This window comes from Rhizobium favelukesii (assembly GCF_000577275.2).
GTDB classification, from domain to species: domain Bacteria; phylum Pseudomonadota; class Alphaproteobacteria; order Rhizobiales; family Rhizobiaceae; genus Rhizobium; species Rhizobium favelukesii.
On record NZ_HG916852.1, the window covers coordinates 1,923,257 to 1,947,220 of the forward strand.

General features: G+C 58.6%; 34 protein-coding genes and 1 pseudogene. 34 read left to right on the top strand and 1 reads right to left on the bottom strand.

All coding sequences use genetic code 11. From position 1 onward, the window contains the following. Window positions 1-317: 317 nt before the first annotated feature. From LPU83_RS48170 to LPU83_RS48330, 34 genes and pseudogenes are all read left to right on the top strand, one after another. On the top strand, window positions 318-665 hold the full coding sequence (locus tag LPU83_RS48170; RefSeq protein ID WP_231052229.1) for a hypothetical protein: 348 nt from the start codon (window positions 318-320) through the stop codon (window positions 663-665). 198 nt (window positions 666-863) lie between these two features. Further along, the gene (locus LPU83_RS48175) at window positions 864-1,091 is read left to right on the top strand and encodes a hypothetical protein (RefSeq protein WP_037069641.1); all 228 of its coding nucleotides are present in this window, start codon (window positions 864-866) and stop codon (window positions 1,089-1,091) included. Window positions 1,092-1,155: 64 nt separating this feature from the next. Beyond that, window positions 1,156-1,704 (top strand): annotated as a pseudogene (locus LPU83_RS75820) (DNA cytosine methyltransferase); the annotation flags it as partial. A 163-nt stretch (window positions 1,705-1,867) separates the two neighbouring features. Continuing rightward, on the top strand, window positions 1,868-2,422 hold the full coding sequence (locus LPU83_RS74075) for a hypothetical protein (protein WP_244656141.1): 555 nt from the start codon (window positions 1,868-1,870) through the stop codon (window positions 2,420-2,422). A gap of 13 nt (window positions 2,423-2,435) precedes the next feature. Further along, entirely contained in the window at window positions 2,436-2,753 is a 318-nt protein-coding gene (locus tag LPU83_RS48185; RefSeq protein WP_037069645.1) for a DUF3824 domain-containing protein, read from the top strand. Then, on the top strand, window positions 2,750-2,959 hold the full coding sequence (locus tag LPU83_RS48190; RefSeq protein WP_037069648.1) for a hypothetical protein: 210 nt from the start codon (window positions 2,750-2,752) through the stop codon (window positions 2,957-2,959). Before LPU83_RS48185 ends, LPU83_RS48190 begins: the two co-directional genes overlap by 4 nt. Continuing rightward, window positions 2,956-3,333, top strand: coding sequence for a DUF1064 domain-containing protein (locus LPU83_RS48195; RefSeq protein WP_037069650.1), 378 nt, complete (start codon window positions 2,956-2,958; stop codon window positions 3,331-3,333). Before LPU83_RS48190 ends, LPU83_RS48195 begins: the two co-directional genes overlap by 4 nt. Beyond that, window positions 3,330-3,698 carry a hypothetical protein gene (locus LPU83_RS48200; protein WP_051509088.1) on the top strand — a complete coding sequence of 123 codons (369 nt, stop codon included), beginning with the start codon at window positions 3,330-3,332 and terminating at the stop codon, window positions 3,696-3,698. The genes LPU83_RS48195 and LPU83_RS48200 overlap by 4 nt, the downstream gene beginning before the upstream one ends. Then, on the top strand, window positions 3,695-3,919 hold the full coding sequence (locus tag LPU83_RS48205; protein ID WP_037069653.1) for a hypothetical protein: 225 nt from the start codon (window positions 3,695-3,697) through the stop codon (window positions 3,917-3,919). Before LPU83_RS48200 ends, LPU83_RS48205 begins: the two co-directional genes overlap by 4 nt. Then, window positions 3,916-4,113 carry a hypothetical protein gene (locus LPU83_RS48210; protein WP_037069656.1) on the top strand — a complete coding sequence of 66 codons (198 nt, stop codon included), beginning with the start codon at window positions 3,916-3,918 and terminating at the stop codon, window positions 4,111-4,113. Before LPU83_RS48205 ends, LPU83_RS48210 begins: the two co-directional genes overlap by 4 nt. Then, window positions 4,110-4,661, top strand: a complete 552-nt coding sequence (locus tag LPU83_RS48215) for a GcrA family cell cycle regulator (protein ID WP_037069659.1) — start codon at window positions 4,110-4,112, stop codon at window positions 4,659-4,661. Before LPU83_RS48210 ends, LPU83_RS48215 begins: the two co-directional genes overlap by 4 nt. Then, the gene (locus tag LPU83_RS48220; protein ID WP_037069663.1) at window positions 4,658-5,113 is read left to right on the top strand and encodes a helix-turn-helix domain-containing protein; all 456 of its coding nucleotides are present in this window, start codon (window positions 4,658-4,660) and stop codon (window positions 5,111-5,113) included. Before LPU83_RS48215 ends, LPU83_RS48220 begins: the two co-directional genes overlap by 4 nt. A gap of 17 nt (window positions 5,114-5,130) precedes the next feature. Continuing rightward, on the top strand, window positions 5,131-5,781 hold the full coding sequence (locus tag LPU83_RS48225; RefSeq protein ID WP_037069666.1) for a hypothetical protein: 651 nt from the start codon (window positions 5,131-5,133) through the stop codon (window positions 5,779-5,781). Between the two features lie 88 nt (window positions 5,782-5,869). Beyond that, window positions 5,870-6,058, top strand: coding sequence for a hypothetical protein (locus LPU83_RS48230; protein WP_037069669.1), 189 nt, complete (start codon window positions 5,870-5,872; stop codon window positions 6,056-6,058). Window positions 6,059-6,067: 9 nt separating this feature from the next. Beyond that, entirely contained in the window at window positions 6,068-6,436 is a 369-nt protein-coding gene (locus LPU83_RS48235) for a DUF2493 domain-containing protein (RefSeq protein ID WP_037069671.1), read from the top strand. 282 nt (window positions 6,437-6,718) lie between these two features. Continuing rightward, a complete protein-coding gene (locus LPU83_RS48240) occupies window positions 6,719-7,096 on the top strand; it encodes a phage tail fiber protein (protein ID WP_157997346.1) in 378 nt (125 codons plus the stop codon). Between the two features lie 9 nt (window positions 7,097-7,105). Then, complete coding sequence (locus LPU83_RS48245; protein ID WP_037069677.1) at window positions 7,106-8,356, top strand: hypothetical protein; 1,251 nt, start codon at window positions 7,106-7,108, stop codon at window positions 8,354-8,356. An 8-nt stretch (window positions 8,357-8,364) separates the two neighbouring features. Continuing rightward, on the top strand, window positions 8,365-8,637 hold the full coding sequence (locus LPU83_RS48250) for a phage fiber-tail adaptor protein (protein WP_037069679.1): 273 nt from the start codon (window positions 8,365-8,367) through the stop codon (window positions 8,635-8,637). Window positions 8,638-8,641: 4 nt separating this feature from the next. Beyond that, entirely contained in the window at window positions 8,642-9,100 is a 459-nt protein-coding gene (locus LPU83_RS48255; protein ID WP_037069681.1) for a terminase small subunit-like protein, read from the top strand. Beyond that, on the top strand, window positions 9,078-10,583 hold the full coding sequence (locus LPU83_RS48260; protein WP_051509089.1) for a terminase large subunit: 1,506 nt from the start codon (window positions 9,078-9,080) through the stop codon (window positions 10,581-10,583). Before LPU83_RS48255 ends, LPU83_RS48260 begins: the two co-directional genes overlap by 23 nt. After that, window positions 10,584-12,686, top strand: coding sequence for a portal protein (locus tag LPU83_RS48265; RefSeq protein WP_037069683.1), 2,103 nt, complete (start codon window positions 10,584-10,586; stop codon window positions 12,684-12,686). It begins immediately after the preceding gene. Beyond that, on the top strand, window positions 12,686-12,928 hold the full coding sequence (locus LPU83_RS48270) for a hypothetical protein (RefSeq protein WP_037069685.1): 243 nt from the start codon (window positions 12,686-12,688) through the stop codon (window positions 12,926-12,928). Before LPU83_RS48265 ends, LPU83_RS48270 begins: the two co-directional genes overlap by 1 nt. Continuing rightward, the gene (locus tag LPU83_RS48275; RefSeq protein ID WP_037069687.1) at window positions 12,928-13,164 is read left to right on the top strand and encodes a hypothetical protein; all 237 of its coding nucleotides are present in this window, start codon (window positions 12,928-12,930) and stop codon (window positions 13,162-13,164) included. The genes LPU83_RS48270 and LPU83_RS48275 overlap by 1 nt, the downstream gene beginning before the upstream one ends. A gap of 31 nt (window positions 13,165-13,195) precedes the next feature. Then, window positions 13,196-14,182: a hypothetical protein gene (locus tag LPU83_RS48280; RefSeq protein WP_037069690.1), complete on the top strand. Its 987-nt coding sequence runs from the start codon at window positions 13,196-13,198 to the stop codon at window positions 14,180-14,182. A gap of 24 nt (window positions 14,183-14,206) precedes the next feature. Further along, complete coding sequence (locus LPU83_RS48285) at window positions 14,207-15,199, top strand: DUF5309 domain-containing protein (protein ID WP_037069693.1); 993 nt, start codon at window positions 14,207-14,209, stop codon at window positions 15,197-15,199. A gap of 73 nt (window positions 15,200-15,272) precedes the next feature. Continuing rightward, window positions 15,273-15,443, top strand: coding sequence for a hypothetical protein (locus LPU83_RS48290; protein ID WP_157997347.1), 171 nt, complete (start codon window positions 15,273-15,275; stop codon window positions 15,441-15,443). Then, entirely contained in the window at window positions 15,440-15,757 is a 318-nt protein-coding gene (locus tag LPU83_RS48295; RefSeq protein WP_037069696.1) for a hypothetical protein, read from the top strand. Before LPU83_RS48290 ends, LPU83_RS48295 begins: the two co-directional genes overlap by 4 nt. After that, window positions 15,758-16,351 (top strand): phage adaptor protein, encoded by a 594-nt coding sequence (locus LPU83_RS48300; protein WP_051509090.1) that lies wholly within the window; start codon window positions 15,758-15,760, stop codon window positions 16,349-16,351. Next, window positions 16,348-16,962: a phage adaptor protein gene (locus tag LPU83_RS48305; protein WP_051509091.1), complete on the top strand. Its 615-nt coding sequence runs from the start codon at window positions 16,348-16,350 to the stop codon at window positions 16,960-16,962. Before LPU83_RS48300 ends, LPU83_RS48305 begins: the two co-directional genes overlap by 4 nt. After that, window positions 16,959-18,575: a hypothetical protein gene (locus LPU83_RS48310; RefSeq protein WP_157997348.1), complete on the top strand. Its 1,617-nt coding sequence runs from the start codon at window positions 16,959-16,961 to the stop codon at window positions 18,573-18,575. Before LPU83_RS48305 ends, LPU83_RS48310 begins: the two co-directional genes overlap by 4 nt. Beyond that, window positions 18,572-19,030 carry a hypothetical protein gene (locus tag LPU83_RS48315; protein ID WP_037069698.1) on the top strand — a complete coding sequence of 153 codons (459 nt, stop codon included), beginning with the start codon at window positions 18,572-18,574 and terminating at the stop codon, window positions 19,028-19,030. The genes LPU83_RS48310 and LPU83_RS48315 overlap by 4 nt, the downstream gene beginning before the upstream one ends. Before the next feature lie 4 nt (window positions 19,031-19,034). Continuing rightward, on the top strand, window positions 19,035-20,048 hold the full coding sequence (locus LPU83_RS48320; protein ID WP_051509092.1) for a tail fiber domain-containing protein: 1,014 nt from the start codon (window positions 19,035-19,037) through the stop codon (window positions 20,046-20,048). Between the two features lie 416 nt (window positions 20,049-20,464). Then, the gene (locus LPU83_RS73450) at window positions 20,465-22,234 is read left to right on the top strand and encodes a hypothetical protein (RefSeq protein ID WP_197901952.1); all 1,770 of its coding nucleotides are present in this window, start codon (window positions 20,465-20,467) and stop codon (window positions 22,232-22,234) included. Further along, window positions 22,231-23,607, top strand: a complete 1,377-nt coding sequence (locus LPU83_RS48330; protein WP_157997349.1) for a hypothetical protein — start codon at window positions 22,231-22,233, stop codon at window positions 23,605-23,607. The genes LPU83_RS73450 and LPU83_RS48330 overlap by 4 nt, the downstream gene beginning before the upstream one ends. Here LPU83_RS48330 and LPU83_RS48335 read toward each other — a convergent pair. Then, the gene (locus LPU83_RS48335; protein WP_037069700.1) at window positions 23,604-23,885 is read right to left on the bottom strand and encodes a hypothetical protein; all 282 of its coding nucleotides are present in this window, start codon (window positions 23,883-23,885) and stop codon (window positions 23,604-23,606) included. The genes LPU83_RS48330 and LPU83_RS48335 overlap by 4 nt on opposite strands. Between the last annotated feature and the right edge of the window lie 79 nt (window positions 23,886-23,964).

Consider the following 23,964-nt stretch of genomic DNA (forward strand, 5'->3'; position numbering starts at 1 on the left):
ATTTGCATTCTAGGCAGCGTAAATCGCGCCATGACACGAACGGCTACGGAGCCCAACTGCTCAAACCCCAAGTCGGGCTCCGTAGCATCACCAAACCCATCCGAGGCGGCGGCGGAAGATGGGCGGTGAACTAGAATTACGGGTTTCCGAGTTGCCTCGGCGGGCCTGGACATAGGGGCATCAACCTCGCCAAAGACCTTGGCCCCTATGTCGTCTGTATGAGTGATCCGGTGGGACATCTCGCGGCTCCTTTGCACGAGTTGAGATAACCACAGGAGTTTTCGGAAATGTCCGAATATCAATCGGAGAAGTCAGAAATGTCTACTGTCGAATTTTGTCAGAGAGCTTTGAGAGACGAAATCGCTCCCCGCAATATCGGGGACGTTCAGACGCGAATCCGTCAGGCAGCGCGCGCACTCGGCTGGTCTTACACCCGAACCAAGGACACTTGGTATGCTGATCCACGAATTTCCATCAAGCCTGAAGAGCTGTTCCGTATCGAGGCGGTCAGCGGGCTTGTCTACGCACGAGAGGAGATGCGGAAGAATGAACAAGCAATCGAACGAGCAACGGCTCTCCTTGGCGGCGAGGATGCGCATCTCATTCGCTCGATGGTTACTGCGGTCTTCGCGGCGCTTGGCCTATCGCATAGCTCCCGAGCTTAGGGAAGACGGTGATGGCTAAGGCCTCGCGCCAAGTGAAAAAGGCAGGGAAGAACCCGCCTTACAGAATTCAACCCATTCCAAACCAGGACCCAAAAAATGGCAATGATCGAAAAGGGAAGTCCAGACCGGCAGTATTCAACTGCAGGAGGCCTTCAAGGGCAGGTTAACAGAAACGTGCCAGTCCGGAAAGAATCGCCAGTGAATACCGTTCGTGACGCCCTGAAGCAGTCACGAGAGCTTTCTGGATACGTTCATTCGCTCGTCAACCGGCTTTGCGGCGCGCAACCGGAAGTCTCCGGGGTTGGCACAGACTCCGAGCCATCCAACGGCATTCTCTTCGATATCGAGAGCGATGCAAACGACGCTTTGCATATGATGTCGAACGCGATGCAAGCCCTTCGCCGGCTCGAAAGCCATCTCCCCTAACCCTTCCCCCTGCGGCTCCCTCCAAGCCGCACACCTAAGCCGCGAATGGCTTTCTTTCTTTTCGATGAGGCGATGCGAAGTGAATGTGGCTCTACGTTCCCAACCTCTCAACATCCTCTCCATCTGCACAGGTGGAGGAGGCCTCGATCTCGGCGTCGAGCTGGCAATTCCAAGCGCTAGAAGCGTCTGCATGGTCGAGAGGGAAGCCTTCGCGATCGCGCAACTGGTATCAGCTATGGAAGCGGGCCTCATGGCTCCAGCGCCTATATGGAGCGATGCCAGAACCCTCGACGGCCGCGCATGGCGTGGCGCAGTGGACGGCTTCATTGGGGGCATCCCGTGTCAGCCTCATAGCCTTGCCGGCAGGAAGCAAGGCAGCCTCGACCAGCGAGACCTTTGGTCAACAGCCCGCCGCATCATTGTCCAGTCGCGGGCATGGTTCGTCCTCATCGAGAACGTCGCCGGCATGCTCTCGGCGGGGGATGACGAAATCGCTGGCGCAGAGCGGGTTCACCGAGACCTTCGCAAGCTTGGCTTCCAGGTGGAGGGAGGACTGTTCACGGCGTCAGAAGTCGGCGCGAGCCACCAGCGCGAGCGAGTCTTCATCCTCGGCATCTCAGGCGAACGATTGGAAGGGCAGCGGACCGACGTTGCTTCGCTCAGACGGACAGATGCGGGGCGATCGGCTGGATTATGCGGCCGAGCAGCTTTGGTCGACCCCGAGAGCGTCCGATGCGGAAAAGGGAGGCCCGAACCAGAGCTTCGGAGCGGGCGGAATGCCTTTGCCGGCTCAAGCAAGCCAGTGGTCGACTCCTTCAGTTGCGGACACGACTGGCGGACGGATGAGCCGCTCGGGACAACGATCGAACGAGTTGCTCCTGAAGGGGCAGGCTTTCGATGTGAGCGAGAAGATGTGGTCGACACCGCGGGTTTCCTCGGAACGAACGTCATCGATCGCCATGGATCGGCCGGACAGCGTGTCGTCGCTATCGATCGCCCAGCAGGCGGAGATGGTGATGGGCGAGGTACCGCGCGAAATTTATCTCGTCAGCGAGAAGACGCAACGCCGGCTAGGCTTCGACCCCTCTTTGCTCCGGGACCGGCTGACCTATCCAGTTGGAGCGACACTCTCGCATCCGCGCCGGAGTTTGAACCCGCTTTTCGTCGAGTGGCTGATGGGCTGGCCTCCCGCATGGACGTTGGTCGCGTGGACCGACTTCGCATGCTCGGAAACGGAGTTGTCCCACTTCAAGCAGCGTATGCGGTCCGCACTCTTGTCACTCGGCTTGCCGCAAGAGGCTCCTTTGGCGCAGCTAAGCTTGTTCGGATGATGGAGATCGCAGCATGACACAGAAGCTCCTCTCCCTCTTCCGAGAGCCCCACAACATGGACACGGCGCAGATTGCCAGACATCTCGGCAAGTCAGAGGCATGGGTCTACGCCGCCATCCATCGCGAGCGTTGCCTTGAGAAGGGCGACACGGCCCACGAGGACGCCAAAGAACAGCAGCGCTCTGCGGCACAGAAGGAACGCGAGCGCCGCCGTCAGGAATACCTCAAGAACCGCGACCGCCGCGAAGAGTACGTCCGCACCAAGAAGCGCACTCTGAAGCCGCTGATCATGCCGGCAGGCGTCACGCGTCAAGTATGGGTGGAGCAATGACCGATCCCCAAGAGATGTTGGATTGGCTCGACAAGCGCATCGCCAGCGCCATGACCTGGCTCGACGACCACGGCCGGGAATCTCGCAAGCCCCGCCCAGATCACGAGATCGAAACCAAGGAATACGACATCTCCATGTTTGAGGAGATCAAGGTGGCTTATGTCAAGGCTCTCAATCGGAAATTGGCGAACGAGGCAGCGGCATGACGGCAATCCTCTCCCGCGAAGAAGGTCGCAAGCTCCTCTCGGCCCCGAAGAAGAAATCCAAGTACGGCAACACCCGCGTTCAGGTCGATGGCATCTGGTTCGACTCGAAGCGCGAGGCAGCCTTCTACGGCGAACTGAAGCAGCGCGAAAAGGCTGGCGAGGTGTCCGGCGTCGATCTTCAGCGCTCGTTCGCCCTTCTCGGCCCGCAAGGGATGCTGATGGCAACCTACCGATGCGACTTCGCCTTCATCGACCACAGCCAGGATCACCGCCTGCGCGTCGTCGATGTGAAAGGAGTCGAAACGAAAGAATTCAAGATCAAGCGCCGGATGATGAAAGCGCTGTTGGGCATAGACGTGGAGGTGATCAAGTGAATGAGCTTATGGAAATCCTCTCTCCCATCCTCGGGGATGAACTGGCGAAAGACATTATTGCCCATCGCCGCGGCAAGAAATGCCCGCTAACGCCTCGTGGAGCGAAAGCATTGCTCCGAGAGTATCAGGCGACCGGCAACCCTATCAACGCGGCAGAGGAGCACCTGAACCGTGGCTGGCAGGGCTTCAAAGCCGAGTGGGTCATGAAGGGCAAAGGCTTCCACGATCCGCACAATCCCATGCCCCGCCAGGAGACGCGCGAAGAATACCTCGCCCGCGCCATCCAGAAGAACCAAGACGATTGGGAAGGCAACTCCCGCGCCCATCAGGTACGCCAGCTTATGGCACAGGCGGTGAAGCAATGACGGGATGGTACATCTACCGCGTTGCTGATCTCCTCGCGCCTTTCGGCAATGAAGTCGGCATGGAAGGCAAGTGGTATCGAGCGGTTCCATTACCGTTTTATCCCGGCCCCATAGGTCGCCTCAAAGCAGCATTCCTCGTCTTCACCGGCAAAGCCCACGCCGTTCAATGGCCTGAGCCTGGAGACTTCGAGAAGGCTTGGCGACGGGGGATGGGTCAATGATCGACCATTGCCAACGTCAACGCGACATCATCGCCCGAGAACGCCTCCAGTTCGTCGGGGAGAACGTCTCCCAAGAGGCCTTCGTCATGGGCGTCAACCGCCGCGCTTGGCCGATTGGGGCCCGATATTTCTTTGCATTGCAACAGGTTTGGGCGCCACGCAGCGCCGTCATGCCGAAGGAAGCCGCAGAATGAACATGAGACCCGAATTCGACATAGATACAGCCTCGAAGATGTGGAACGACGGTTTCTCTGCGGGCATGATCGCAAACGCCCTCGGTGTGTCCCGCAACGTCGTCATCGGGAAGGCCAACAGAAACCGGGAGCTTTTTCCAAACAAAGCAAAGACAGGCATCAGGGGAGGCCATCGGGTAGGTATACCTCGCGCCGAGCTAACCGAAGAAGAACGCGAGCGCCGCAGAAACGCTCAGAACGCCAAGCGCAGGACTGAACGTGGGTTTACGAGGCGGACCAAGGCAGAGTCGGTAGAGCAGCGCCGCGAGGAGCGCGAGGACAAGGCAGCACAGCGCCGCCAGCGCGGATTTACCGCGTCGATCGACATTCTCCGCCAGCCAACCGCCAAGCCGCTATACGACCTTCGTGCATGTGACTGCCATTGGCCTTGCAGTGACGGCCCCGCGTATCTCTTTTGCGCCGCCGAAACGACCGAGGGGTCTGCCTACTGCGCCGAACACCTCGAGCGCTCCCTGCCGTCTCTGGCCGAACGGAGGGTAACAGCATGATCGTCCAAGCCCGAGATTACACGTCAGCCGACGAGATGCGCGCCAGCGCCCACGCGCTTCATCAAAAGCTCATGAACACGCGGCCAGCAAAGAAGGTAGCCGTAGTAATTGCCCCGAAGGTCATTGCCCTTCGCCCTTCATGGCGGCGTGCTGTTCAGCCCTTCGATGCGCATGTGAAGGACTGGCAGTTGTGGTGCCTTGAGCGCATGTCTCCCTGCAAGGCCCATATGCGCCGCCGCTGCGAAGATTTCGGCATCACCATGGAAGAGCTAACCGGCCGTAGCCGACGCCATCCGATCGTCGAATATCGCCAACTCGTGATGTGGGAGATCAAGACAATCATCAAGCCAGAGATCAGTTACCCGGAAATCGGCAGGCTTTTCGGCGGCAAAGACCATACGACGGCACTTTGGGCAGTACGCAGAGTGGCGGCAATGAAGGCGGCTCAGTAATCGAGGAACAGGCGGCAATGGCATCACAGGCGGAAAAACTACGGCGCAAGCGAGCGGCACAAGGCGCAGGGCGTCCACGCAAGCAGGGCGTCGACAGATATCCGAGCGGCAAGATCAAGCCGGCAGAGACCGAGAAGGAAACGCAGAGCGTGGCAATCCAGGCAAGAAAGCGCGTCAACGGCTGGAGCGATGAGACACCGGACAAGAAGGCGCTTGACCCCCGCGCAGGGTACACGCTCGGCCTCATATGCATCGATGGCAAGATCACCGAAGAGCAGATGGAGATAGGGAACGAGTACGCCCTAGCCATCGCTCGTTATCACCGCCTCGTCGGCATCCCGTTCCCTTCGGCGCGGGCTCAGTCGCTATTCAGCATCAAAGGCCATGACGGGGAAGTCACCGACGAGCACGCAGCTCGGGCTCGATCGGCAAGCAATCTGATGATGAGGCTTCAAGGCATCCTGCTTCAGTGTGTGGACGGACCACAGGTGCGGCAGACGGTAAACTCTGTTTCGGTTATGGATCTCCAGCACCTCCGCGACATGCCTCCACAGCAATTGTTGTGGCTTCGCAGGGGATTGACGGCTCTCATCAATAGCGGGGCATTGCCAAATCATAACCGAAATGCTACCGATATTACACGCTTCGAAGTTCGTGCTTCGGCGTGATCCCATTTCCAGAGTTGCAGTTAGCTCCAGAGAACCCGCTGCCGAACTTTCCAACCGGTCGGCGGGTTTCTCGATTTCAGGGATTGAGATGAGCGACACAGACGCATTCCCCCCTCTCGAAGCCCACTGCTACGTACGCCAAGCGGAAACTGAGGACGGCCGTCAAGGATGGGCCCTCATAGACAGTGACGGAGAGGTGGAGCTTTTCTCCGAGAACCGCAGCGACGTGTTCTTCTACGCCGCAGCGCATGAGATCCGCATCGTCCAGACTAATTGAGGGCCACCGATGCGCGTTCTGATCTGCGGTGGGCGTGATTACAACGATTACAACAAGTTCGGTTCTGTCATGGAGCCAATCGCCAGAAAGCAGTGGAATAGCGTCAAAGGTGCGTTCGATCTCACCATTATCTCCGGTGGAGCGCGTGGCGCCGACACGATGGCGATAGAATGGGCCGATGAGTTCGCCGCCAACCTCATGAAGTTCAACGCAGATTGGCAGAAGCACGGGCGCGCCGCTGGCCCGATCAGAAATCAAGAGATGATCGATATAGGCCAGCCTGATTTGGTGATCGCGTTCCCCGGCGGGAAGGGTACTGCTGACATGGTCAAGAGGGCAAAGCAGGCCGGAATTGACGTCATGGAAATCGCATCATGACCCCCACCATTCGCTCCACTCTCATCCTCATAGCCATACTAGCAGGGGCGATAGCAATATCGTGGCTGGCAGGGTGTGCTCACCAGCCGCCATGCTCTGATTGCTGGAAGGCGCTGTAATGGAAGGCAATGTCCTGAAGCAGGCCAAAGAGGCTAGCATCTCAGCGGTTGTCACCCGCGCTGACGGAACGGTCGAGCACCTTGGCATCATCAGCTACTGGCATAAGAACCCACTCCGCAGGATGGCGTGGCACGTCAAACAGGACTTGAAGGATTTGCTGCAATGGTCTCACGAGTCCAAAACGCGGGTCTAGCCCGCATCACGTCCTTGCTCGCCGCCGCATCCTGGTGGCTGCAGTGGGGGACGGGTTCGGCAGCAGCAGCGGCGGCGAACGTAGTCACGACCACGACGACGACCGAAGCGCGGGTTTCCGCGACGCCTGCACAGGGCACAACCACCGTCACCAACGACAAGATCACCTTCACTGGCACCGTTACTGCTGCCGGCACGCGTGCGATTACTGAGGTCGGTGTGTTCGATGCCGTTGGGTCCGGTTCACCCCCAACGGGCGGGAACATGGACGTCTATGGCGATTTCACCGCAATCAACCTTGCGTCCGGAGACTCGATCGCTTTCACGGTAAACGTCACCTTCTCGTAAGGTACTGCCATGGCTATAGCGTTTCGGTCGATTTCGAGCACGACATACGCGAGCCGCGCCAACACTGCCGTCACGGCACCCGCTGGTATCGTCAACGGCGACATACTGATTGCCATCATCTTCTTGGGCCAGTCTGGCGGGACAGCGCCCACGGCGCCCACGGCGCCAAGCGGTTTTACACAGATCGGCACAGGGACCAGCGTTACCGAGAGCGGCAACAGTTTCAGCGCCCTGTTCGGTGTCTATTGGAAGCGGGCAGCCAGCGAAAGCGGCTCCTATACGTTCACGCACTCGACCGCTTCGTCGCAGGCCGCGATTGCCGTGTATAGCGGCGCGCTTTCTTCCGGTTCGCCTGTTGATGTGTTGTCTCAGAATTCAGGGACGCTGAGCCCAGGCACCACGGCAACGGCAACGGGCGTCACAACGACTGCCGCCAACGATTTAGTTATTTATGCCGGTCACAATTGGGACGCGACCGGGACGCTATCGCCGCCGACAGGCATGACCGAACGCGTTGACAGTCTCGTCTACATCGCCGACGTGGCGCAGCCTTCCGCGGGGGCTAGCGGAAACAAGACGCAAACGCTTGCTTCGAATAATCCTTGGGCTGCGTTCCTTGTCGCGATTAAGGAAGCTGCCGGTGGAAGCTCGACGCCGCAGTCTGTCACGACAAGCTCAACCACTTCTGCAACGTGCAGCAAACGAGCTGGGAAGGTTTCGTCGGCGACTTCTGCTAGCTCGGTGACACTGCGAAAGGTGGCCTCCAAGATCATAGCTGCGACGGTTGCTGATACCGTAGTCATCAGGAAAGCGGCCGGTCGTATCATCGCCGTCGCGTCATCCTCCGCGGTGAGCTCAAGCAAGAGAGCGGGCAAGGCATTCAGCGCAACGTCTTCGGCAATAGCCTCGATCGTTGCTCATGCGGCAGTGACATTCACCAAGACCGTGGGTGTGTCATGCACCGCGGCAGCGTCGGTCACGAAGTCGATCGCCAAGCGCATAAGTGCAACACTATCAATCGGCGCCCTCGTAGATGCCATCGCGCGCATCCTGGCGCCATCGCCGATCGATTTAAGACGCAAGAGCGCCACAGCAGCGGCAGAGGGCCGAACAGTCTCCACGCCGCCCGAGACAAGATCGGCACTGACAATTCTGGAGCATCGCACGGTTCCAGCGCCTGAAGAGCACAGAGCAGTCTCTGTGCAGGAACCGTCAAGAGCAATAACGCCATCCGCCACAAGGCGTCGAGACAACGTCTAGGAGACACCATGGCGCTAGAATGGCCCTTCAAAGACCCCGACGAGGTTCTTGACTATCAACTCGATTGGTCCGGTCGCCTCGGTGAAGACCAGATAGCAACCAGCACATGGACCGTGCCCACCGGCATCGTGAAGAACAGCGATACCAACACGACCACGGTGTCTACCATTTGGCTTTCATCCGGCACGCTCAATTCCGCATACGAACTGGTCAACCGCATCACAACGACAGGCGGGCGCACAATGGACCAGACAGTCCGCATCCGTATCAGGGCGAAGTAAAGCAATGGCCGGTGTATCAACATACACAGAGGAGATGGCAGACATCATCTGCGAGCGCATCGCAAACGGTGAGAGTCTGAAGGGCATTTGCGAAGACGAGGCCATGCCGTCAAAGGCGACCGTGTTCAAATGGCTTGGTGAAAACGCCTCGTTCTCTGACAAGTACGCGCGCGCACGCGAAACCCAGGCGGACGCTATTTTCGATGAAATCCTGTCGATCGCCGACGATGGCCGGAACGATTGGATGCAGAAGAATTTCGGCGAGGAATCTCGTTGGGTTGAGAACGGAGAGGCGCTTCGTCGCTCACAGCTGCGCATCGATGCACGTAAGTGGATGGCAGGAAAGCTCCGCCCGAAGAAATACGGCGAGAAGCTAGAGATAGACCAGAAGACAACGCATGAGGTCGGGAACTCGGTTTCTGCGCTCATGGAAGCGATCGATGGCCGCACCCGCACTAAGTGAGGCTCTCGTAGAGCAATGGGCTGACCGCAAGTGGCGGCTCAATCACCTTTATTACATTCAGGACAAGCGCGGAAACGTGGTGCTGTTCGAGCTGAATGAAGCTCAACAGACGCTGCTCGATGATCTACATTATCTGAACATCATCCTCAAAGCCCGCCAGATGGGCTTCTCGACATTCATTCTTATCCTGGCGCTGGATTGCTGCCTGTTCAATAGCAACCTCGCCGCCGGCCTCGTCGCAGACACGATCGACAACGCCAAGGGCCTGCTGAAGCGCATCAAGTTCGCATACGAGCATTTGCCGGAGGAGATAAGGGCTGTTGTCCCGATCAAGACGGATAATGCATACGAGATTGAGTTCGGCAACGGCTCTGGTGTCGAAGTCGGTGTTTCGCTGCGTTCTGGTACGAAGAACTTCGTGCACATCTCGGAATACGGGAAGATCTGCGCAAAGCAGCCAGACAAGGCCAAGGAAATAAAGTCGGGCACGCTCAACACGATTGCGCCGCGGCAGTTGGTGTTCATCGAGAGCACGGCAGAGGGCAGGGCGGGCGACTTCTACGACAAGACGCAGCAGGCCCGGTCGCTGATCGACGCTCGCAAGGATCTCGGTGAGCTGGATTACCGGTTTCACTTCTTCCCATGGTGGAAGGATGCCACGTACCAAGTCGAGCACGAGCACCTGATCACAGATGAGGACGCCAAATACTTCGCAGAACTGCAGGCAGAGCACGGAATCGTTCTCACTGAGCCACAGCAATGGTGGTACGCGGCCAAGAAGGTCGAACAGGGCGAGGATATGTGGAAGGAATACCCATCCACACCCGACGAAGCCTTCAAGGCAGCAAAAGACGGAGCCTACTTCGCCAAGGAAATGCGGTCGCTTCGCCAGATGGGAAAGATCGGCGCATTCCCGTTTGTGCCTAAGATTGCCGTCGATACCATGTGGGACTTCGGACTCGGCGACACGCAGACCATCTGGCTTCATCAGCTCGTGGCCGGCGAGAACCGGTTCGTTGGCTACTTCGAAGACAGCGGCATGGGCCTCGGTCACTACTTCAACTGGCTTGAGAAGTGGCGGGCCCAGCGCAACGCGACATGGGGCAAGCACCTCGCACCGCATGACGTTGACCATCGCAGGCAGACAGCGACCAGCGGGCAGGCAGAGACAATCAAGACGATGGCCGCGGGGCTTGGCTACACATTCACGACGGTCGAGAGAAATCCCGACAAGATCAACTCAATCCAGAGCATTCGTTCGAAACTTCCCGGTTGCTGCTTCGACGAGTCGGGTTGTTCAGCCGGCATTGTGCATCTCGAAAATTACAGCCGCGATTGGGATGAGAAGCTCGGCGTCTGGCGCAGTCATCCACGACATGACGAACACAGTCACGGTGCTGATGCGTTCATGGTGTTTTCGGATGGCTATACACCGCCAATCAAGACGGGCGAATGGAATTTCAAGGCTCGAAAGGTCGTATAAATGGCAGAAATGACCGACGAGCGCCTTGCCGCCATTGTCTCCGCGCTGGTCAAGGACAGCGAGACCTATCGCACCGATCTGTCGACAGACCGCGAAAAGGCGATGGAATACTACGACGGCGTCATGAAGGACGTTCCGGTCGAGGACAATCGCTCGAAGGTTGTCTCGCGCGACGTTCGCTCTGCCATCAAGAAGGTCCTGCCGTCTGTTATGCGCACGATCCTCGGCAATGACCAGGTCGTCGAGTATGAGCCGGTAGGCGAGGGCGACGAAGAGGCTGCAGAGCAGGCAAGCGATTACATCAACTATATCGTCTTCCCGGAAAGCGACGGATACGAGGCTGTTCAGGACGCGATCAATGATAGCCTGAAGCTTCGCAACGGTATCATTCGCTGGTGGTACGACAAGCGCATCAAGGTCAGCGTGTCGACGCACACCGGGCTGGATGAAGCTGCACTTGTCCAACTGGTCAAGGACGATGACGTAGAGGTTCTGGAGCAAAACCAGACCGTCCAGCAGATCGACACACCGGAAGGCCCGGTCGAGCAGACGATTTACGACGTGAAGATCCGTCGCAAGGCGCCGTATGGCTGCACCAAGCTTGCCGCGGTGCCACCGGAAGAGTTCTTGATCCATCCTGACGCACTCGACATTGAGGAAAGCCCGCTCACAGGTATCAACCCGCGCCTCCGCCGGTCTGATCTCGTCGCCATGGGCTATGACCGCGCCAAGATCGATTCGTTGCCGGCCGCTGGCAGCGATATTGACAAGGACACGGAGGAAGACACCCGCCGCCGTGAGATAGACGACAATCTCGACCAGACAGCGCGGGAACTGCATGAAATCGAGTACTACGAGCTCTACGTCAGGGTCGACGCTGACGACGACGGCATTGCCGAGCTTCGCAGGCTGGTCTTTGCCGGTGGCACTGGCGTTAACAATCTGCTCGAAAACGAGGAATGGGACGAGGTCCCGTTTGCAGACATCATCTCGGAGCGCCGCCCGCATCAGCGCGAGGGCAATTCCATCTCCGACGACACGATGGACATTCAGCGCATCAAGACCGTCCTGCTGCGCCAGACCCTGGATAACCTCTACTGGCAGAACATGCCGCAGCCGGTTGTGCAGGAAGGCGTGATCGTCAATCCAAGCTCGGTCCTGAGCCCAAAATTTGGCGAACCGATCCGAGTATCGCAGGGGACGGACGCGAATACTGCTGTTGGCTACAATAGGGTGCCATTCGTCGCCAAAGACTCGTTCTCCATGCTGGAATATATGGACAATGAGGCCACAGACAGGACGGGCGTCTCTGACGCATCGAGCGGCCTCGCCCCTGACGCGTTGCAGAACATGACGGCCAAGGCGTCGGCCATGATCGAGCAGGCCGGCATCGGGCAGACAGAATTGATGGTTCGCACCATCGCGCATGGTCTCAAGCGGGTTTTCCGTGGCCTCCTGCGCATGGTCATCAAGCATCAGGACCAGCCGCGCACGGTTCGCCTCCGCGGCAAGTGGGTGACGTTCGATCCGCGCGAATGGAATGCGGAGATGGACGCCACGGTCAACACCGGCCTTGGTGCAGGCACCCGCGAACGCGACATGATCATGATGCAGCAGGTCATCAATCTGCAGAAGGACTTACTGCTCTCGCTCGGGCCAGACAACCCGTTCGTGAAGCCGGATAATCTCTACAACTCGATTTCCAAGTTTGCGGAATCGGCCGGCGCGAAGTCTCCGGAGCTGTATTTCACCAAGCCTGATCCGGCTGAAATCCAGGCGAAGATGGACGCGGCAAAGAACCAGCCGAATCCCGATGTGGTGAAGGTTCAGGCTCAGGCAGAAGCAAAGAAGCAGAAGGCAGCGCTAGACGCACAGATCCAGCAGCAGCAGAACCAGACCGATGCAGAGTTGGAAATGGAGAGGCTGAACCGCGAATTTGCTCTGAAGCAGGAGCAGTTGAACCGTGAGCTTGATCTGAAGCGCGAACAGTTGGTTGCCGAACTCGACCTGAAGCGCCAGCAGAGCGCCGCACAGATCGCCATGAACGCGCAGGTGACGAACGCTCAGACGTCGCAGGTTGAAATCGGAGGGCAGCCAGGCTGATGGGTAGTGTTCATCACATTGACGGCGACGAGATCGTCCCGAATGCCGGCGGCAACCAAGAGTGCATTGAATGCCTCGAACGACTGCTGGAGAAGGCCCGAAACGGTGAGGTCGTCGGAGTGGCGATCGCCGCACAATATGCCGACGGTTCGACCTCTGGCCCAGCCGGCGGGTTCCTCTACAACTCAAGGATCGTCGGAGAACTGATGATCCGCGTCACTCGCTTAAGTTTGGGGCAATAATGACCGAAGCTGAAAAGGTCGCACAGGCCCGCTCCCTACTCGATACGCCGCTCTTCCACGTCCTCTGGGATGAAATGGAGAAGGCAGCGATCGACGCTTGCATATTCGCAGACCCAAAGGATGACGAGAAGCGCCACGCCTACGCGGCAGAGGCGCGCGCCATCAAGAATTTCCGCAGTAAGCTGAAGGCTCTCGTGAGCGAAGCCAATACCCAGCGGAAAGGCGCTCCTGCATAGGGCAGGCGGCCGCAACCCGTAAGGAAAACCCATGACTATAGGCGAAAGTGCCAACCTGCCATCTGGCGGGAGCAAAACCGCTGACCCCTCGACTGATCTCAACAACCCGGAAAACCTGAACTTCCTGGATTCTAGCGACGAAGACGAGCAGAACAACCAGGCCGAAGGCGACGAAGGGATTGAAAGCGAGACGGATGAGGCCTCTGAAGATGGCCAAGAGTCCGACGATGCCGAACAGCAGGACGACCAGGACGCAGAATCCGAAGGCGATGAGCCCGAGGAGGAAGGCGAAAAGGAAGAGCCGGTTGTTGTTACCCTGAAAGGTGGCGAACAGGTTCCTCTTGAGGAACTGAAGCTTGGGTATATGCGGGATCGTGACTACCGCCACAAGACGCAAGAGACGGCGAACAAGGCCAAGTCTCTGGACGAAATGACAACGCGCGTCACACGCACCGTGGACGCCATCGCAACCCATCTCGCCGGCATGTTGCCGGAAGAGCCGCAGCACACGTTGGCCATCCAGGACCCGAACGAGTACACGCGCCGAAAGGCGATCTACGATTCGGCACTGGCCCAGGTCAACGCGATCATCAACCTCGCCAACGAGCCCAAGGAAGTGGCGAACAAGCTCACCAAGCAGCAAGAAGACGAGTCCATCGCCTTCAACGACGCCAAGCTTGCTGAAGCATTCCCACAAACCCGGAAATCTGCCGAAGAACGCAGGAAATTCTTCGAACAGACATTCCAGACGGCTCGTGATCTCGGTTTTACCGACGAGGAACTGAAGGGGCAGATCGACCACCGTTATTTCAAGCTCGCGCACTACGCCCGTATCGGCCTCGAAGCTGAACAGGCGAAGGGCAAGGCCTTGGCGAAGGTGCAGAATGCTCCCCCGGCAGCGGTCAAGGTCAAGCAACGGGCCGCGGTCAATGCGGACGTGCAGAAGAGCAGGGACGCGATGAAGAAGTTGTCGAAAACCGGTTCGATCCAGGACGCGCTCCGGATCGACTTCGACTAACCCCATCTTCAAAGGAACAGAACCATGGCAGCACTTGCCAATACCTTCCTCACGAGCGCCGCCAAGGGCAACCGTGAGCAGCTTTCGGACGTTGTCTCCCGTATTACGCCCGAAGACACACCGGTCCTTACGGAAATCGGCTCCGAAAGCGTCATGGGCTCCCACCCGGAGTGGGAAACCATCGACCTTGCCGCACCCGCCGCGAACGTCCAGGCTGAAGGCGACGAATATTCGTTCAACGCCTCTACCCCCGCCGTCCGCGTCGGCAACTACACCCAGATCATGCGAAAGACCGGCATCGTCTCGGGCACGCAGGATGCGGTGGACAACGCTGGCCGCGCTGAGCAACTGAAGTATCAGAAGCTGATGCGCGGTCTCGAACTCAAAAAGGACGTCGAGTTCTCGATCGTCTCCAACGTCGCATCGGTCGGTGGCACAAGCCGTGTTTCCGGTGGCCTGCCATCGTGGGCAACCACGAACGTTTCCCGCGGCGCGACTGGCGCCAACGGCGGCTACAGCTCGGGCACGGGTCTGACGGTCGCAGCAACGGATGGCACCCAGCGTGCCTTCACGCAGGCGCTTCTTGATACCACCATGGGTCTCGGGTTCAACAGCGGCGCAAACTTCAAGATTGCGTCTGTTTCGCCATACGTGAAGTCCGTGTTCGTTACGTTCATGTCTAACTCCAACGTCGCGACATTCCGCTACGCAGTGGATAGCGGCAAGAACAACACGGTGGTTTCGAACGCCGACTACTACGAGGGTCCGTTTGGCCGCATCAAGGTCATGCCGAACCGCGTACAGGCCGTCAGTGCAGGCGTTGCGAGGAATGCGTTCCTCCTGGATTCGGAGATGTTGTCGTGGCTCTGGCTGCGCAAGATCAGCTCCGACCCGGATGTCGCGAAGACCGGCGATGCTGAGAAGTTCGTTCTGATCGGCGAAGGCTGCCTCAAGGTGAAGAACGAGAAGGGTATCGGCGTCGTTGCCGACCTCTTCGGCCTGACAGCTTCCACGTAATCGGCGACCTGCATGTCAATCTAATGGGCTGCTTCGGTGGCCCATTTCTTTATCCAAACGAAAGGAAACGGCCATGGCCGAAACAGCTAAACCACAGATGGTAGACGTCGAAATCCTGCGTGACTTCTGGGACTCGGAATGCGTTCGGCACCCTGCCGGGACGATCATCTCTGTTCCTGTCGAAGCCGCTCTCGATGGCATCGAGAAGGGCGCCATTCGCCGTGCAAAGAAGGACGGTAAATGATCAAGGACGGCGACTGGACTTTGATCGACTGGGAACCAGTATCCGGTCGCTCCGTCTGGCACTATTTCGACGGCGAGAAAACGCATATCCGGACGGACTATCCGGTAACCGCGACGATTGCCGAGAATACAGCATTCCGCAACGAGGCTGGAACTGCGTGGAAGGGCGACTGGCACCGCGTGGCTTCGGTCCCCCTGAATATCTACTACGACCAGCTTCATGAGGCTGAACGACAGGGCGACGAGAAGTTCGTCAGCCGTTGGCTGAACAATGGCGATAATCGCGCCTGGCGCACGAAAGACGGGACACTATAGATGGCCGTTTTCGCAGGATACGTCGATCTCCGAATTGCTGTGGCTGATCACGTCGGCAATCGCAACATTTCGGATGTGATGAGCCGTCTCACGCAGGCCGCTGAAGCTTGGCTGAACCAGAAACTGCGCGCTCGTGAGCAGATCACCATGGACACGGTGACTTTCACCAGCGGTGTTGGGGCTCTCCCCGCCGACTATCTGGAAATGATCGCCCTCTATGACACCAGCGGACGCTATCCTCTGACGCAGGGAACATTGCAGGAGGTCAAGCGGGTTAATTCTCCCTATTGGCGATATGCGATCGACGGGTCGAGCGTCTATCTGTACGGCGTGACCGGAAGCCGCAATATTGAATATTACGCCTCGCTGCCGACGATTTCGGCCAGCGCGACCGGCTCCAACTGGCTCCTGCAGAAATACCCGAACGTCTACCTCTACGCCGTCGGTCTCGAAGCCGCGAAGTTCCTTCGTGATGCCGAACTGACACAGGCAACCGCTGCGCTCCTACAGGGCGCGATGAACGACCTCAAGATCGACGACGAACGCGCCCAATGGGGCAATGGTGCCGTCCGTCTGCAGATGCAAACGCCATGATGACCATTCTCGAAATCATCCAAGCCGTTTCCAAGAACGTCGGCCTTGATGTCCCGTCGCTGGCTGTCGCCAACACCAAGCGAGAAATCGTCGAGCTTATCCAGTTCGCGACGGAAACAGCTACCGAAGTGGCCCGCCGTGCCGATTGGAGCGCATTGCGCGCGACCGCGACCATTACAGGGACGGGGACCAACGATAATTTTGCGCTGCCGGCCGGTTTCGCAAGGCTGACGATGGGAAGCGCAGTCACGACGGGCGGGAACCCCGTCCGTGGCGGCATCAGCCAGGATGAATGGCTGTCTCTCACCTCTATTTCGGGAACGCCTCGCTATTTTCGCATCAACGGCACGTCCTCGATCTCGTTCTATCCGTATCCAGCTCTCGCAGCGACCGCGACCGTTTCCTACCTGTCGAAGAATTGGGCATCGAACGGCACAGCCGCTTGGGTCAATGATGCAGACACGCCGCTCGTGCCTGATGTTCTCGTCACTCAGGGCACGATCTGGCGCTTCAAGCGCAAGTCAGGCCAGGATTACAGCGACTATCTGGCCGAATTCGAAGCCACATTGGCGGACCTCGCCGCAACTGACATGCGGGAACGCCTGCCGTGACGGTGAAGCCAGGAAGGGCGCAAGTCAGGCCCACAGCAAAGGCAAACCCGCAAGCGCCGCGCATGCAGCACAAGGCATTCCCGGCGCCGACGAGGGGATGGATTGCCAACGAGAACCTTGCACTGTCGCAGCCAGCCGGCGCGCTGATGCTGGAAAACTGGATTCCGACGTCGACGGGCATCCGGTCTCGGGGTGGTTCGCTGAAGCATGCGACCATCTCAACCGGTCCCGTTCTTCGCATGTGGACCTACAAGAGCGGCGACGTTGAGGAATTCTTCGCTTCTGATGCGACGAAGATTTTCAACATCACGACGGTTGCGGACGCTGACGTCATTCCTACGCCGGTCGTTACCGGACAGACGAGCGGATACTACTCAACGGCTCAGTTCGGCACGGCCGGTGGCGATTATCTCTATGCTGTCAATGGCACCGATAGCCCCAGGCTTTACGATGGATCAACGTTTACCGCGATAACCGGTGTATCAACGCCCGCTATAACCGGCGTGACGACTTCGATCCTGTCATTTGTTTGGTCCTTTGCCAACCGGCTTTTCTTCATCGAAAAGAACTCGATGAACGTCTGGTATCTGCCGGTTGATAGCATCGGCGGCGCAGCACAGTCTTTTAGCCTCGCGGGCATATTCCAGGATGGCGGATCTCTCCTTTGCGGCGGCAAATGGTCGATGGATTCTGGTGATGGCCTTGATGACAAGTGGGTTGTCATCTCGACCGCTGGCGAGGTCGCCGTCTATCAGGGAACAAACCCCGGAAGCGCTGCAGATTGGCAGAAAGTCGGCGTCTACCAGATCACAGGCCCAATGGGGCCGAATGCGACCATGCAGGCTGGAGGCGATCTTCTGATCGGGACGAAAGACGGGATTGTCCCGATCTCGGCTGCCGTCGACAAGGATATCGCTGCGCTGTCTTTGGCGGCAGTCACGGCGAGCATCGAGCCTGAGTGGAAGGCGGAAGTCGTCGCCCGCGGCTCGCTGCCGTGGGAAATCATCAAGTGGCCGACAAACAACCTTATGGTCGTGTCTCTCCCGGTTCCGAACGACACGATTGCCCCATATTGCTTCGCAGCCAATCTGGAGACTGGCGCATGGGCTGGCCGGATTACCGGATGGAATACTCGCTGCATCGCGCTTTTTGCCGATCAGGGCTATTTCGGGACAAACACCGGCACCATCCATGCAATGGAAGTGGGCGGCTCCGATGATGGCGAGAACTACACCTGCAAATACGTCGGGCTTCCGGACCATCTGGACGCACCGGGCGTCACAAAGACCATTCACCAGGCGCGGTCGATCTTCAAGTCCACATGCCCATTCGATGCCCAGATAAGCGCCTCTGTCGACTATACCGTAGATCTTCCGGGTATTCCGTCCTCCACCGCAGATTTCATCCAGGATGTGTGGGACGTCGGGCTCTGGGATGTGGCCATATGGGATGCGGGCACGGCCTCGACGATCAGCACGCAGTGGGTATCAGTCGGCAAGACCGGGTTCGTGTTCATGCCGCAAGTGCAGATCACGTTCGGCGTCACGCCGAAGCCGGTGACTGAGCTTGTCGCGTTCGATGTGCTCTACGAGAACGGCGGGGTAATGACGTGAGGTTCACATGGGCCTTCACGAACCCTGCCGACACCGCAATCCTGTCCCACCTCGTTGCCGATCGCATCTGGCCGACGAAGGGCCGCAACTTCGGAGAGTGCAGGGGGATTGCCGTTATGGAAGGCGGGAATCTCGCGGCCGGCCTGATCTATCACAACTACGACCCCGACGCCCATGTCATCGAGATATCCGGGGCTGCGTGGGTCAAAGGGTGGCTCACCAAGGATGTCCTCAAGGCCATGTACGGCTATCCGTTCATTGACTGCGGCTGTCAGGCAGTCGTTCAGCGGGTTTCCGATGACGACACGGCGCAGCACCGGATGCTGAAAGTCTACGGCGCAGAGCGCTACCGCATCCCCAGACTCCGCGGCATTGATGCCGCTGAAAACATCTTCATTACGACGCGCGAGGCATGGGCTTCGAACAAGTTTAATCGTTCGGCCAAGGAAGGATAGAATTGTGGGGAAACCGAAGGCGCCAGCCGCTCCAGATCCAGCGAAAACCGCCGCAGCGCAGACCGGCACGAACGTCACCACTGCGCTTGCTAACGCGCAACTCGGCAACGTCAACCAATACGGCCCTGACGGCAGCGTAACCTATTCGCAGAATGGCGGAACGACGTTCACGGACCCGACGTCTGGCGCTAAGTATTTCATCCCGCAGTATACGCAGACGACGTCATTATCTCCGCAGCAGCAGGCGATCAAGAACCAGTCTGACGCGGCAAGCCTGAACCTCGGATCGATCGCCAACCAGCAGTCCAACTTCCTGAAGGACTATCTGGCGAAGCCGGTCAACCTCGATACGCAGGCCACTGAAGCGCGAACGATGGATCTGGCCAATCAGCGCCTCGCGCCTCTGATCGCAAAACGGGATGAGGATCTGCGCACACGTCTCGCCAATCAAGGTATTAAGGCCGGTTCTGACGCCTACAAGAACGAACTGAACACTTTCAACCAGGGCACCAACGACGCGTACAACTCACTAATCCTCAATGGCCACCAGCAGGCGGTTCAGGACATCCTGACGCAGCGCAACCAGCCACTCAACGAGATTTCCGCACTCATGTCTGGCTCGCAGGTTGGCATGCCGCAGTTCGGTGCCGGCACGAACCAGCCGAGCCTTCCGACCGTCGATTATTCCGGCCTCGTTGAGCAGAACTACCAGAACCAGTTGGGCGCCTACAACACGCAGATGCAGCAGCGTAATGGCATCCTCGGGGGTCTGTTTGGCCTCGGCGGCAAGCTTATCGGCCTGTCTGACAAACGCTCAAAGGAAGACATTCACGAGGTAGGCGAGATGGCTGGGCATAAATTATACTCCTTCAAATACAAGAAGGGCAAAGGCGACGGCAAGCATCACGTCGGCGTCATGGCCCAAGAGGTCGAGAAGAAGCGCCCGGATGCGGTCTCTCGCCGCCCTGATGGCATGAAACAGGTCGATTACGGCAAGCTATTCGGAGCATCCAAATAATGGCTGTACCTTCTTTCCTGTTCGGCGGGTCGACCAACGAAACGCCGCAGTCGATCAAGCAGAAACGCGATCTCGTCCGCGCGATCATGGGTGCATCCAGCGCCCCTAGGAACATCGGCGAGGGCCTGAACGCCCTGGGTGATGGCATCGTGGCAAACGTCCTAGATCGCCGCGCCAACAAGGCTGAGGAAGCAGGGCAGAGCGCCGCAAACAGCCTGTTCAACAGCATCCTTGGCGGCTCTTCCGCGCCAACCCCTGGCGGTTCGGCCATGCCTGCGGTATCGTCCAGCTCAGCAGGTGGCCCGTCGTCGTATCGTGATGCCATTGCTTCGATCGAGAGCGCCGGCAGCGGTGACTATTCTGCAGTCGGGCCAACCAGCCCGAAGCTTGGGCGAGCACTCGGGCGGTATCAGGTCATGGAGGCCAACATCGGCCCATGGTCGAAGGAAGCGCTTGGCCGTGAAGTGACTCCTGACGAATTCCTTGCCAATCCCCAGCTTCAGGACGCCATCTTTGACAAGAAGTTCGGCGGCTACGTCCAGCAGTATGGACCACAAGGCGCTGCTCAGGCGTGGTTTGCCGGTCCCGGTGGTGTGGGCAAGCTTGATCGCAAGGATTCTCTTGGAACGAGCGTTGCAGCATATGGCGACAAGTTCAACCGTGCAGTTGGTGGGGACCAGGTCGCAAGCCTCGATCCGTCCGTAGGGATGCCGCAGCAGCCGGCCCAGAAGCCCTACGTCGACCCGCAGGTAACGACGGCCTATGCGCAGCCCGCGCCTGTAGCCAACACGCCGGCCGCGCAAGCTATTCAGCAGCAGGCGCCCGCTCTTGCGCCACCAACGACGGTTGCGACTCCTCCGTCGCCTCCGCAGCAATCCATGCAGCCCCAAGCGCCGCAGCCGGTCCAGGTCGCTCAAAACAGCCCGTTCGGTGGGGTTGACCCACGTCTATTGCAGGCCATTCAGAACCCTTGGCTGAACGAAGGCCAGAAGGCGGCGGTTCAGTTGCTCATCCAGCAGCAGCAGCGACAGGCGGAGCAGTCCGCAGAGCAAGAGACATGGAAGGCCCGCGAGGATTACAAACTCAACTCTCAGCGCGCCGATCCTGCCTATAAACTTGAGCAGGATTACAAGCAGGCCCAGCTTGACGCCCTCAAAGCCAAGACAGGGAAGCGTGCGAACGTCACCAATCTTGGCGATGGCTGGCTATACGACAACGATAAGGGCGAAGCTTTCAGGCCGCAGGACGAGGTTGATAGACCAGGCGGAGGCTTCCGCTTCGGCGGCAATTCCGTCGAGGCACAAGCTCTTAACGGTCTCATCGACAGCCGGCAGATCACCGCAGATCAGGCGCAGCAGCTAGGTGCGGGCAAGACAATCACCGATCCGAGCACTGGCGCAATGATGTTCCTCACGCCGCAGGGCATATTCAAGCAACAGGGGCAGCAACAGCCAGCGCCCCAGCAGCAGAGCGTGGATCTGTTCGGTGAAAACGCACAGCAGCCCCCTCAAGGTGTGGACTTGTTCGGGCCAAGCTCAGGCGCACCTTCAGCACAGACGCCTCCAGTCGCACCAACCGCCCAGCAGCAGTCTCCTGCTCCGCAGGCAACGGACGCTGTTTCTTCGAACAACGCTGGCATCATCCCACTGACAGGCGGGAAGCCTCAGAAGCTTCTCTCAGAGGCAGAGCGTAAAAATCAGTCTCTCTTCTCTGTCATCAAGCCCGAATTGAAGACGGTTGAAGACAACTACGACGCTCTGTCCGAACTCGGGAACCAAGCTTATTCGAAGCTCCCCTTTAGCGAATTCGCGACGACGCCCGAATATCAAAAGGCGGCAAATTCTCTTCAGACGATAGTGTCGTCCTACCTGTATAGCGTTTCTGGCGCGACGGCCACGCCCGAAGAGGTGCGGAAACAGACGGATATTCTGACGCCTCGGCCCGGGGAATCGAAAGAGTCGATCGATAATAAGAAGCGACGGGTTCGGACGATGGTCAATGCGGTGGCGCAGGCAGGCTCATTGCCTCCTCTGGATGAACCGCAAGCTGTTGCACCGGTAGCGGCTCAGACCGAAAATCCTCTCCCCCCAACTCCTAAGCCTCAAGGTCAGCGCCCGCGCGCGATGAACCCGAAAACAGGCGAAACCATTGAGTTTGACGGCACGAATTGGGTCCCCGTACAATGAGCGAACTTCCTCCGCTGCCCCCGGGTTTTGTCCTGCAAGGATCGTCAGGAAATGGGTCGCCCCCGACTCCTCCAGATGGCTTCGTTGTGGCCCCGCCGGTTGACCAGTCATATACTGGACAGTTTCTGCCATTCAGCGTTGACGCCCAAGGGAACAAAAGCTTCGACAGCAACGCGGGTATCCTCGGATTTGCCAAGGATATTCTTGGTTCTGCAAAGAGCGCGTTCATGCTCCCCGGCGACGTCTACACAGGCAAGGAACAGGTCATGGGCGCGGACGGCAACGTCAGGCCCGAGGTGCTTGGCCGATCGCTGGAGTTCGCCGGTACGTTCTCGCCGTCAACCCCTGGGCTTCGCACCGGTACCGGTATCGTCCCCGGGGAGAAGCAGCAACTTCGTCAGAGTGTGCCTAATGTCCCGTCTGCAGATGATCTTTTTGCTGAAGCAGGCCGGAATTTCGACGCCATGCGCGAAAGCGGCGTTGATTATGCGTCAACTGCGGTTAAAGATGCGGCGCAGGCGGCAAAGGCAAGATTAGAGGAACAAGGCTTTGACGCACAAGTTGCCGGGAAAACACATAGTATCCTCGACAAGCTATCCAACCCGCCAGAAAACAGCGTTGCCAGCATCAAAGGGCTCCACTCCGCCCGCAAAACCTTTGGCAAAATCGCTCAGAACTTCACCGACCCAACCGACCAAGCGGCGGCAACGCAAGCGATTCGAGGGCTGGATGAGTTCATTGGTTCTGACAATCCGGCAAGTGTTGTGGCTGGAACCGCTAGCGATGCAGCCAGTGCGCTCAAAGCCGGTAACGCCAACTACGCCGCAGCCAGCCGCTCGGACGCCCTTACCGGTGTCGAAAGAGCCGCAGATCTTCGCGCCGCGGCATCCAATTCCGGCACAAATACCGGAAATGCGATCCGTCAACGAATTGCCGCCGCTATCCTCAAGCCAAAAGAAATCTCTGGTTATTCTCCCGAAGAACTAGTCTCTCTTGAGAGAATCGTGACGGGTACACCAGCGCAGAATGCCACGCGATATGTTGGCAATCTCCTCGGCGGGGGCGGTGGCCTTGGGCAGATGCTCACTGCCGCTGCCGGTGCTGGTGCTGGTGGTGCAGCGGGTGGTAGCGCAGGTGCAGCCATCGGTGCAGCTCTGCCTCTCGGCGTCGGGGCAGCAAGCAAGGCGATATCGAACGCTTTGACCAGAGGCGCGCTTCGATCAGCCGATGAAGCCGTCCGCACTCGATCCCCGCTTTACGAGAGAATGAAAGCAGATGCCCCGCTTGAAGTTGTCCGCCAAGCGAGGACGGAAGCGCTAATCAGGGCACTGCTCATGGGAAGGCCGCGCCAGCTAGATCCAAACGAGACCTAGAAGCACACCACGCTGTTTCCGTAACCCTGGCAATAGGTCGACGAGTTGGCTGCAGCCTGGAGGCGGGCGTTTCGGTTGTGACGAAGAGCGGCCTCGCGGTTCATTTCATGCGTCACGCACATCTTCATTTCGTTCGTCCCCGGCTTGATGCCTTGGGCGGCGCATTCCTTGTTCTTCTGGATGGCTAGGTCTTTCGTCTGGGAATAGCTCATCTCCGAGACTTCTTGCGACTGGCAACCGGCTAGCAGAAGCGCCAGCCCAATAATCAAAACCCTCATTCGGTTCTCCAACATAAGCCGCCAACACAATCTTAGCGGGTTTGTGGGCGCGTGCCTAGATATGGAAGTGGAAACGTAA

Excerpts from the sequence above, each read along its gene's own strand:
- LPU83_RS48250 (WP_037069679.1), top strand. The coding sequence starts at position 8,365 with ATGGCGCTAGAATGGCCCTTCAAAGACCCCGACGAGGTTCTTGACTAT.
- LPU83_RS48275 (WP_037069687.1), top strand. The coding sequence starts at position 12,928 with ATGACCGAAGCTGAAAAGGTCGCACAGGCCCGCTCCCTACTCGATACG.
- LPU83_RS48210 (WP_037069656.1), top strand. The coding sequence starts at position 3,916 with ATGATCGACCATTGCCAACGTCAACGCGACATCATCGCCCGAGAACGC.
- LPU83_RS48270 (WP_037069685.1), top strand. The coding sequence starts at position 12,686 with ATGGGTAGTGTTCATCACATTGACGGCGACGAGATCGTCCCGAATGCC.
- LPU83_RS48245 (WP_037069677.1), top strand. The coding sequence starts at position 7,106 with ATGGCTATAGCGTTTCGGTCGATTTCGAGCACGACATACGCGAGCCGC.
- LPU83_RS48260 (WP_051509089.1), top strand. The coding sequence starts at position 9,078 with ATGGCCGCACCCGCACTAAGTGAGGCTCTCGTAGAGCAATGGGCTGAC.
- LPU83_RS48300 (WP_051509090.1), top strand. The coding sequence starts at position 15,758 with ATGGCCGTTTTCGCAGGATACGTCGATCTCCGAATTGCTGTGGCTGAT.
- LPU83_RS74075 (WP_244656141.1), top strand. The coding sequence starts at position 1,868 with ATGCCTTTGCCGGCTCAAGCAAGCCAGTGGTCGACTCCTTCAGTTGCG.
- LPU83_RS48335 (WP_037069700.1), bottom strand. The coding sequence starts at position 23,885 with ATGAGGGTTTTGATTATTGGGCTGGCGCTTCTGCTAGCCGGTTGCCAG.
- LPU83_RS48330 (WP_157997349.1), top strand. The coding sequence starts at position 22,231 with ATGAGCGAACTTCCTCCGCTGCCCCCGGGTTTTGTCCTGCAAGGATCG.
- LPU83_RS48255 (WP_037069681.1), top strand. The coding sequence starts at position 8,642 with ATGGCCGGTGTATCAACATACACAGAGGAGATGGCAGACATCATCTGC.
- LPU83_RS48220 (WP_037069663.1), top strand. The coding sequence starts at position 4,658 with ATGATCGTCCAAGCCCGAGATTACACGTCAGCCGACGAGATGCGCGCC.
- LPU83_RS48185 (WP_037069645.1), top strand. The coding sequence starts at position 2,436 with ATGACACAGAAGCTCCTCTCCCTCTTCCGAGAGCCCCACAACATGGAC.
- LPU83_RS48295 (WP_037069696.1), top strand. The coding sequence starts at position 15,440 with ATGATCAAGGACGGCGACTGGACTTTGATCGACTGGGAACCAGTATCC.
- LPU83_RS48265 (WP_037069683.1), top strand. The coding sequence starts at position 10,584 with ATGGCAGAAATGACCGACGAGCGCCTTGCCGCCATTGTCTCCGCGCTG.
- LPU83_RS48285 (WP_037069693.1), top strand. The coding sequence starts at position 14,207 with ATGGCAGCACTTGCCAATACCTTCCTCACGAGCGCCGCCAAGGGCAAC.
- LPU83_RS73450 (WP_197901952.1), top strand. The coding sequence starts at position 20,465 with ATGGAGGCCAACATCGGCCCATGGTCGAAGGAAGCGCTTGGCCGTGAA.
- LPU83_RS48205 (WP_037069653.1), top strand. The coding sequence starts at position 3,695 with ATGACGGGATGGTACATCTACCGCGTTGCTGATCTCCTCGCGCCTTTC.
- LPU83_RS48170 (WP_231052229.1), top strand. The coding sequence starts at position 318 with ATGTCTACTGTCGAATTTTGTCAGAGAGCTTTGAGAGACGAAATCGCT.
- LPU83_RS48225 (WP_037069666.1), top strand. The coding sequence starts at position 5,131 with ATGGCATCACAGGCGGAAAAACTACGGCGCAAGCGAGCGGCACAAGGC.
- LPU83_RS48215 (WP_037069659.1), top strand. The coding sequence starts at position 4,110 with ATGAACATGAGACCCGAATTCGACATAGATACAGCCTCGAAGATGTGG.
- LPU83_RS48230 (WP_037069669.1), top strand. The coding sequence starts at position 5,870 with ATGAGCGACACAGACGCATTCCCCCCTCTCGAAGCCCACTGCTACGTA.
- LPU83_RS48305 (WP_051509091.1), top strand. The coding sequence starts at position 16,348 with ATGATGACCATTCTCGAAATCATCCAAGCCGTTTCCAAGAACGTCGGC.
- LPU83_RS48240 (WP_157997346.1), top strand. The coding sequence starts at position 6,719 with ATGGTCTCACGAGTCCAAAACGCGGGTCTAGCCCGCATCACGTCCTTG.
- LPU83_RS48190 (WP_037069648.1), top strand. The coding sequence starts at position 2,750 with ATGACCGATCCCCAAGAGATGTTGGATTGGCTCGACAAGCGCATCGCC.
- LPU83_RS48290 (WP_157997347.1), top strand. The coding sequence starts at position 15,273 with ATGGCCGAAACAGCTAAACCACAGATGGTAGACGTCGAAATCCTGCGT.
- LPU83_RS48280 (WP_037069690.1), top strand. The coding sequence starts at position 13,196 with ATGACTATAGGCGAAAGTGCCAACCTGCCATCTGGCGGGAGCAAAACC.
- LPU83_RS48235 (WP_037069671.1), top strand. The coding sequence starts at position 6,068 with ATGCGCGTTCTGATCTGCGGTGGGCGTGATTACAACGATTACAACAAG.
- LPU83_RS48195 (WP_037069650.1), top strand. The coding sequence starts at position 2,956 with ATGACGGCAATCCTCTCCCGCGAAGAAGGTCGCAAGCTCCTCTCGGCC.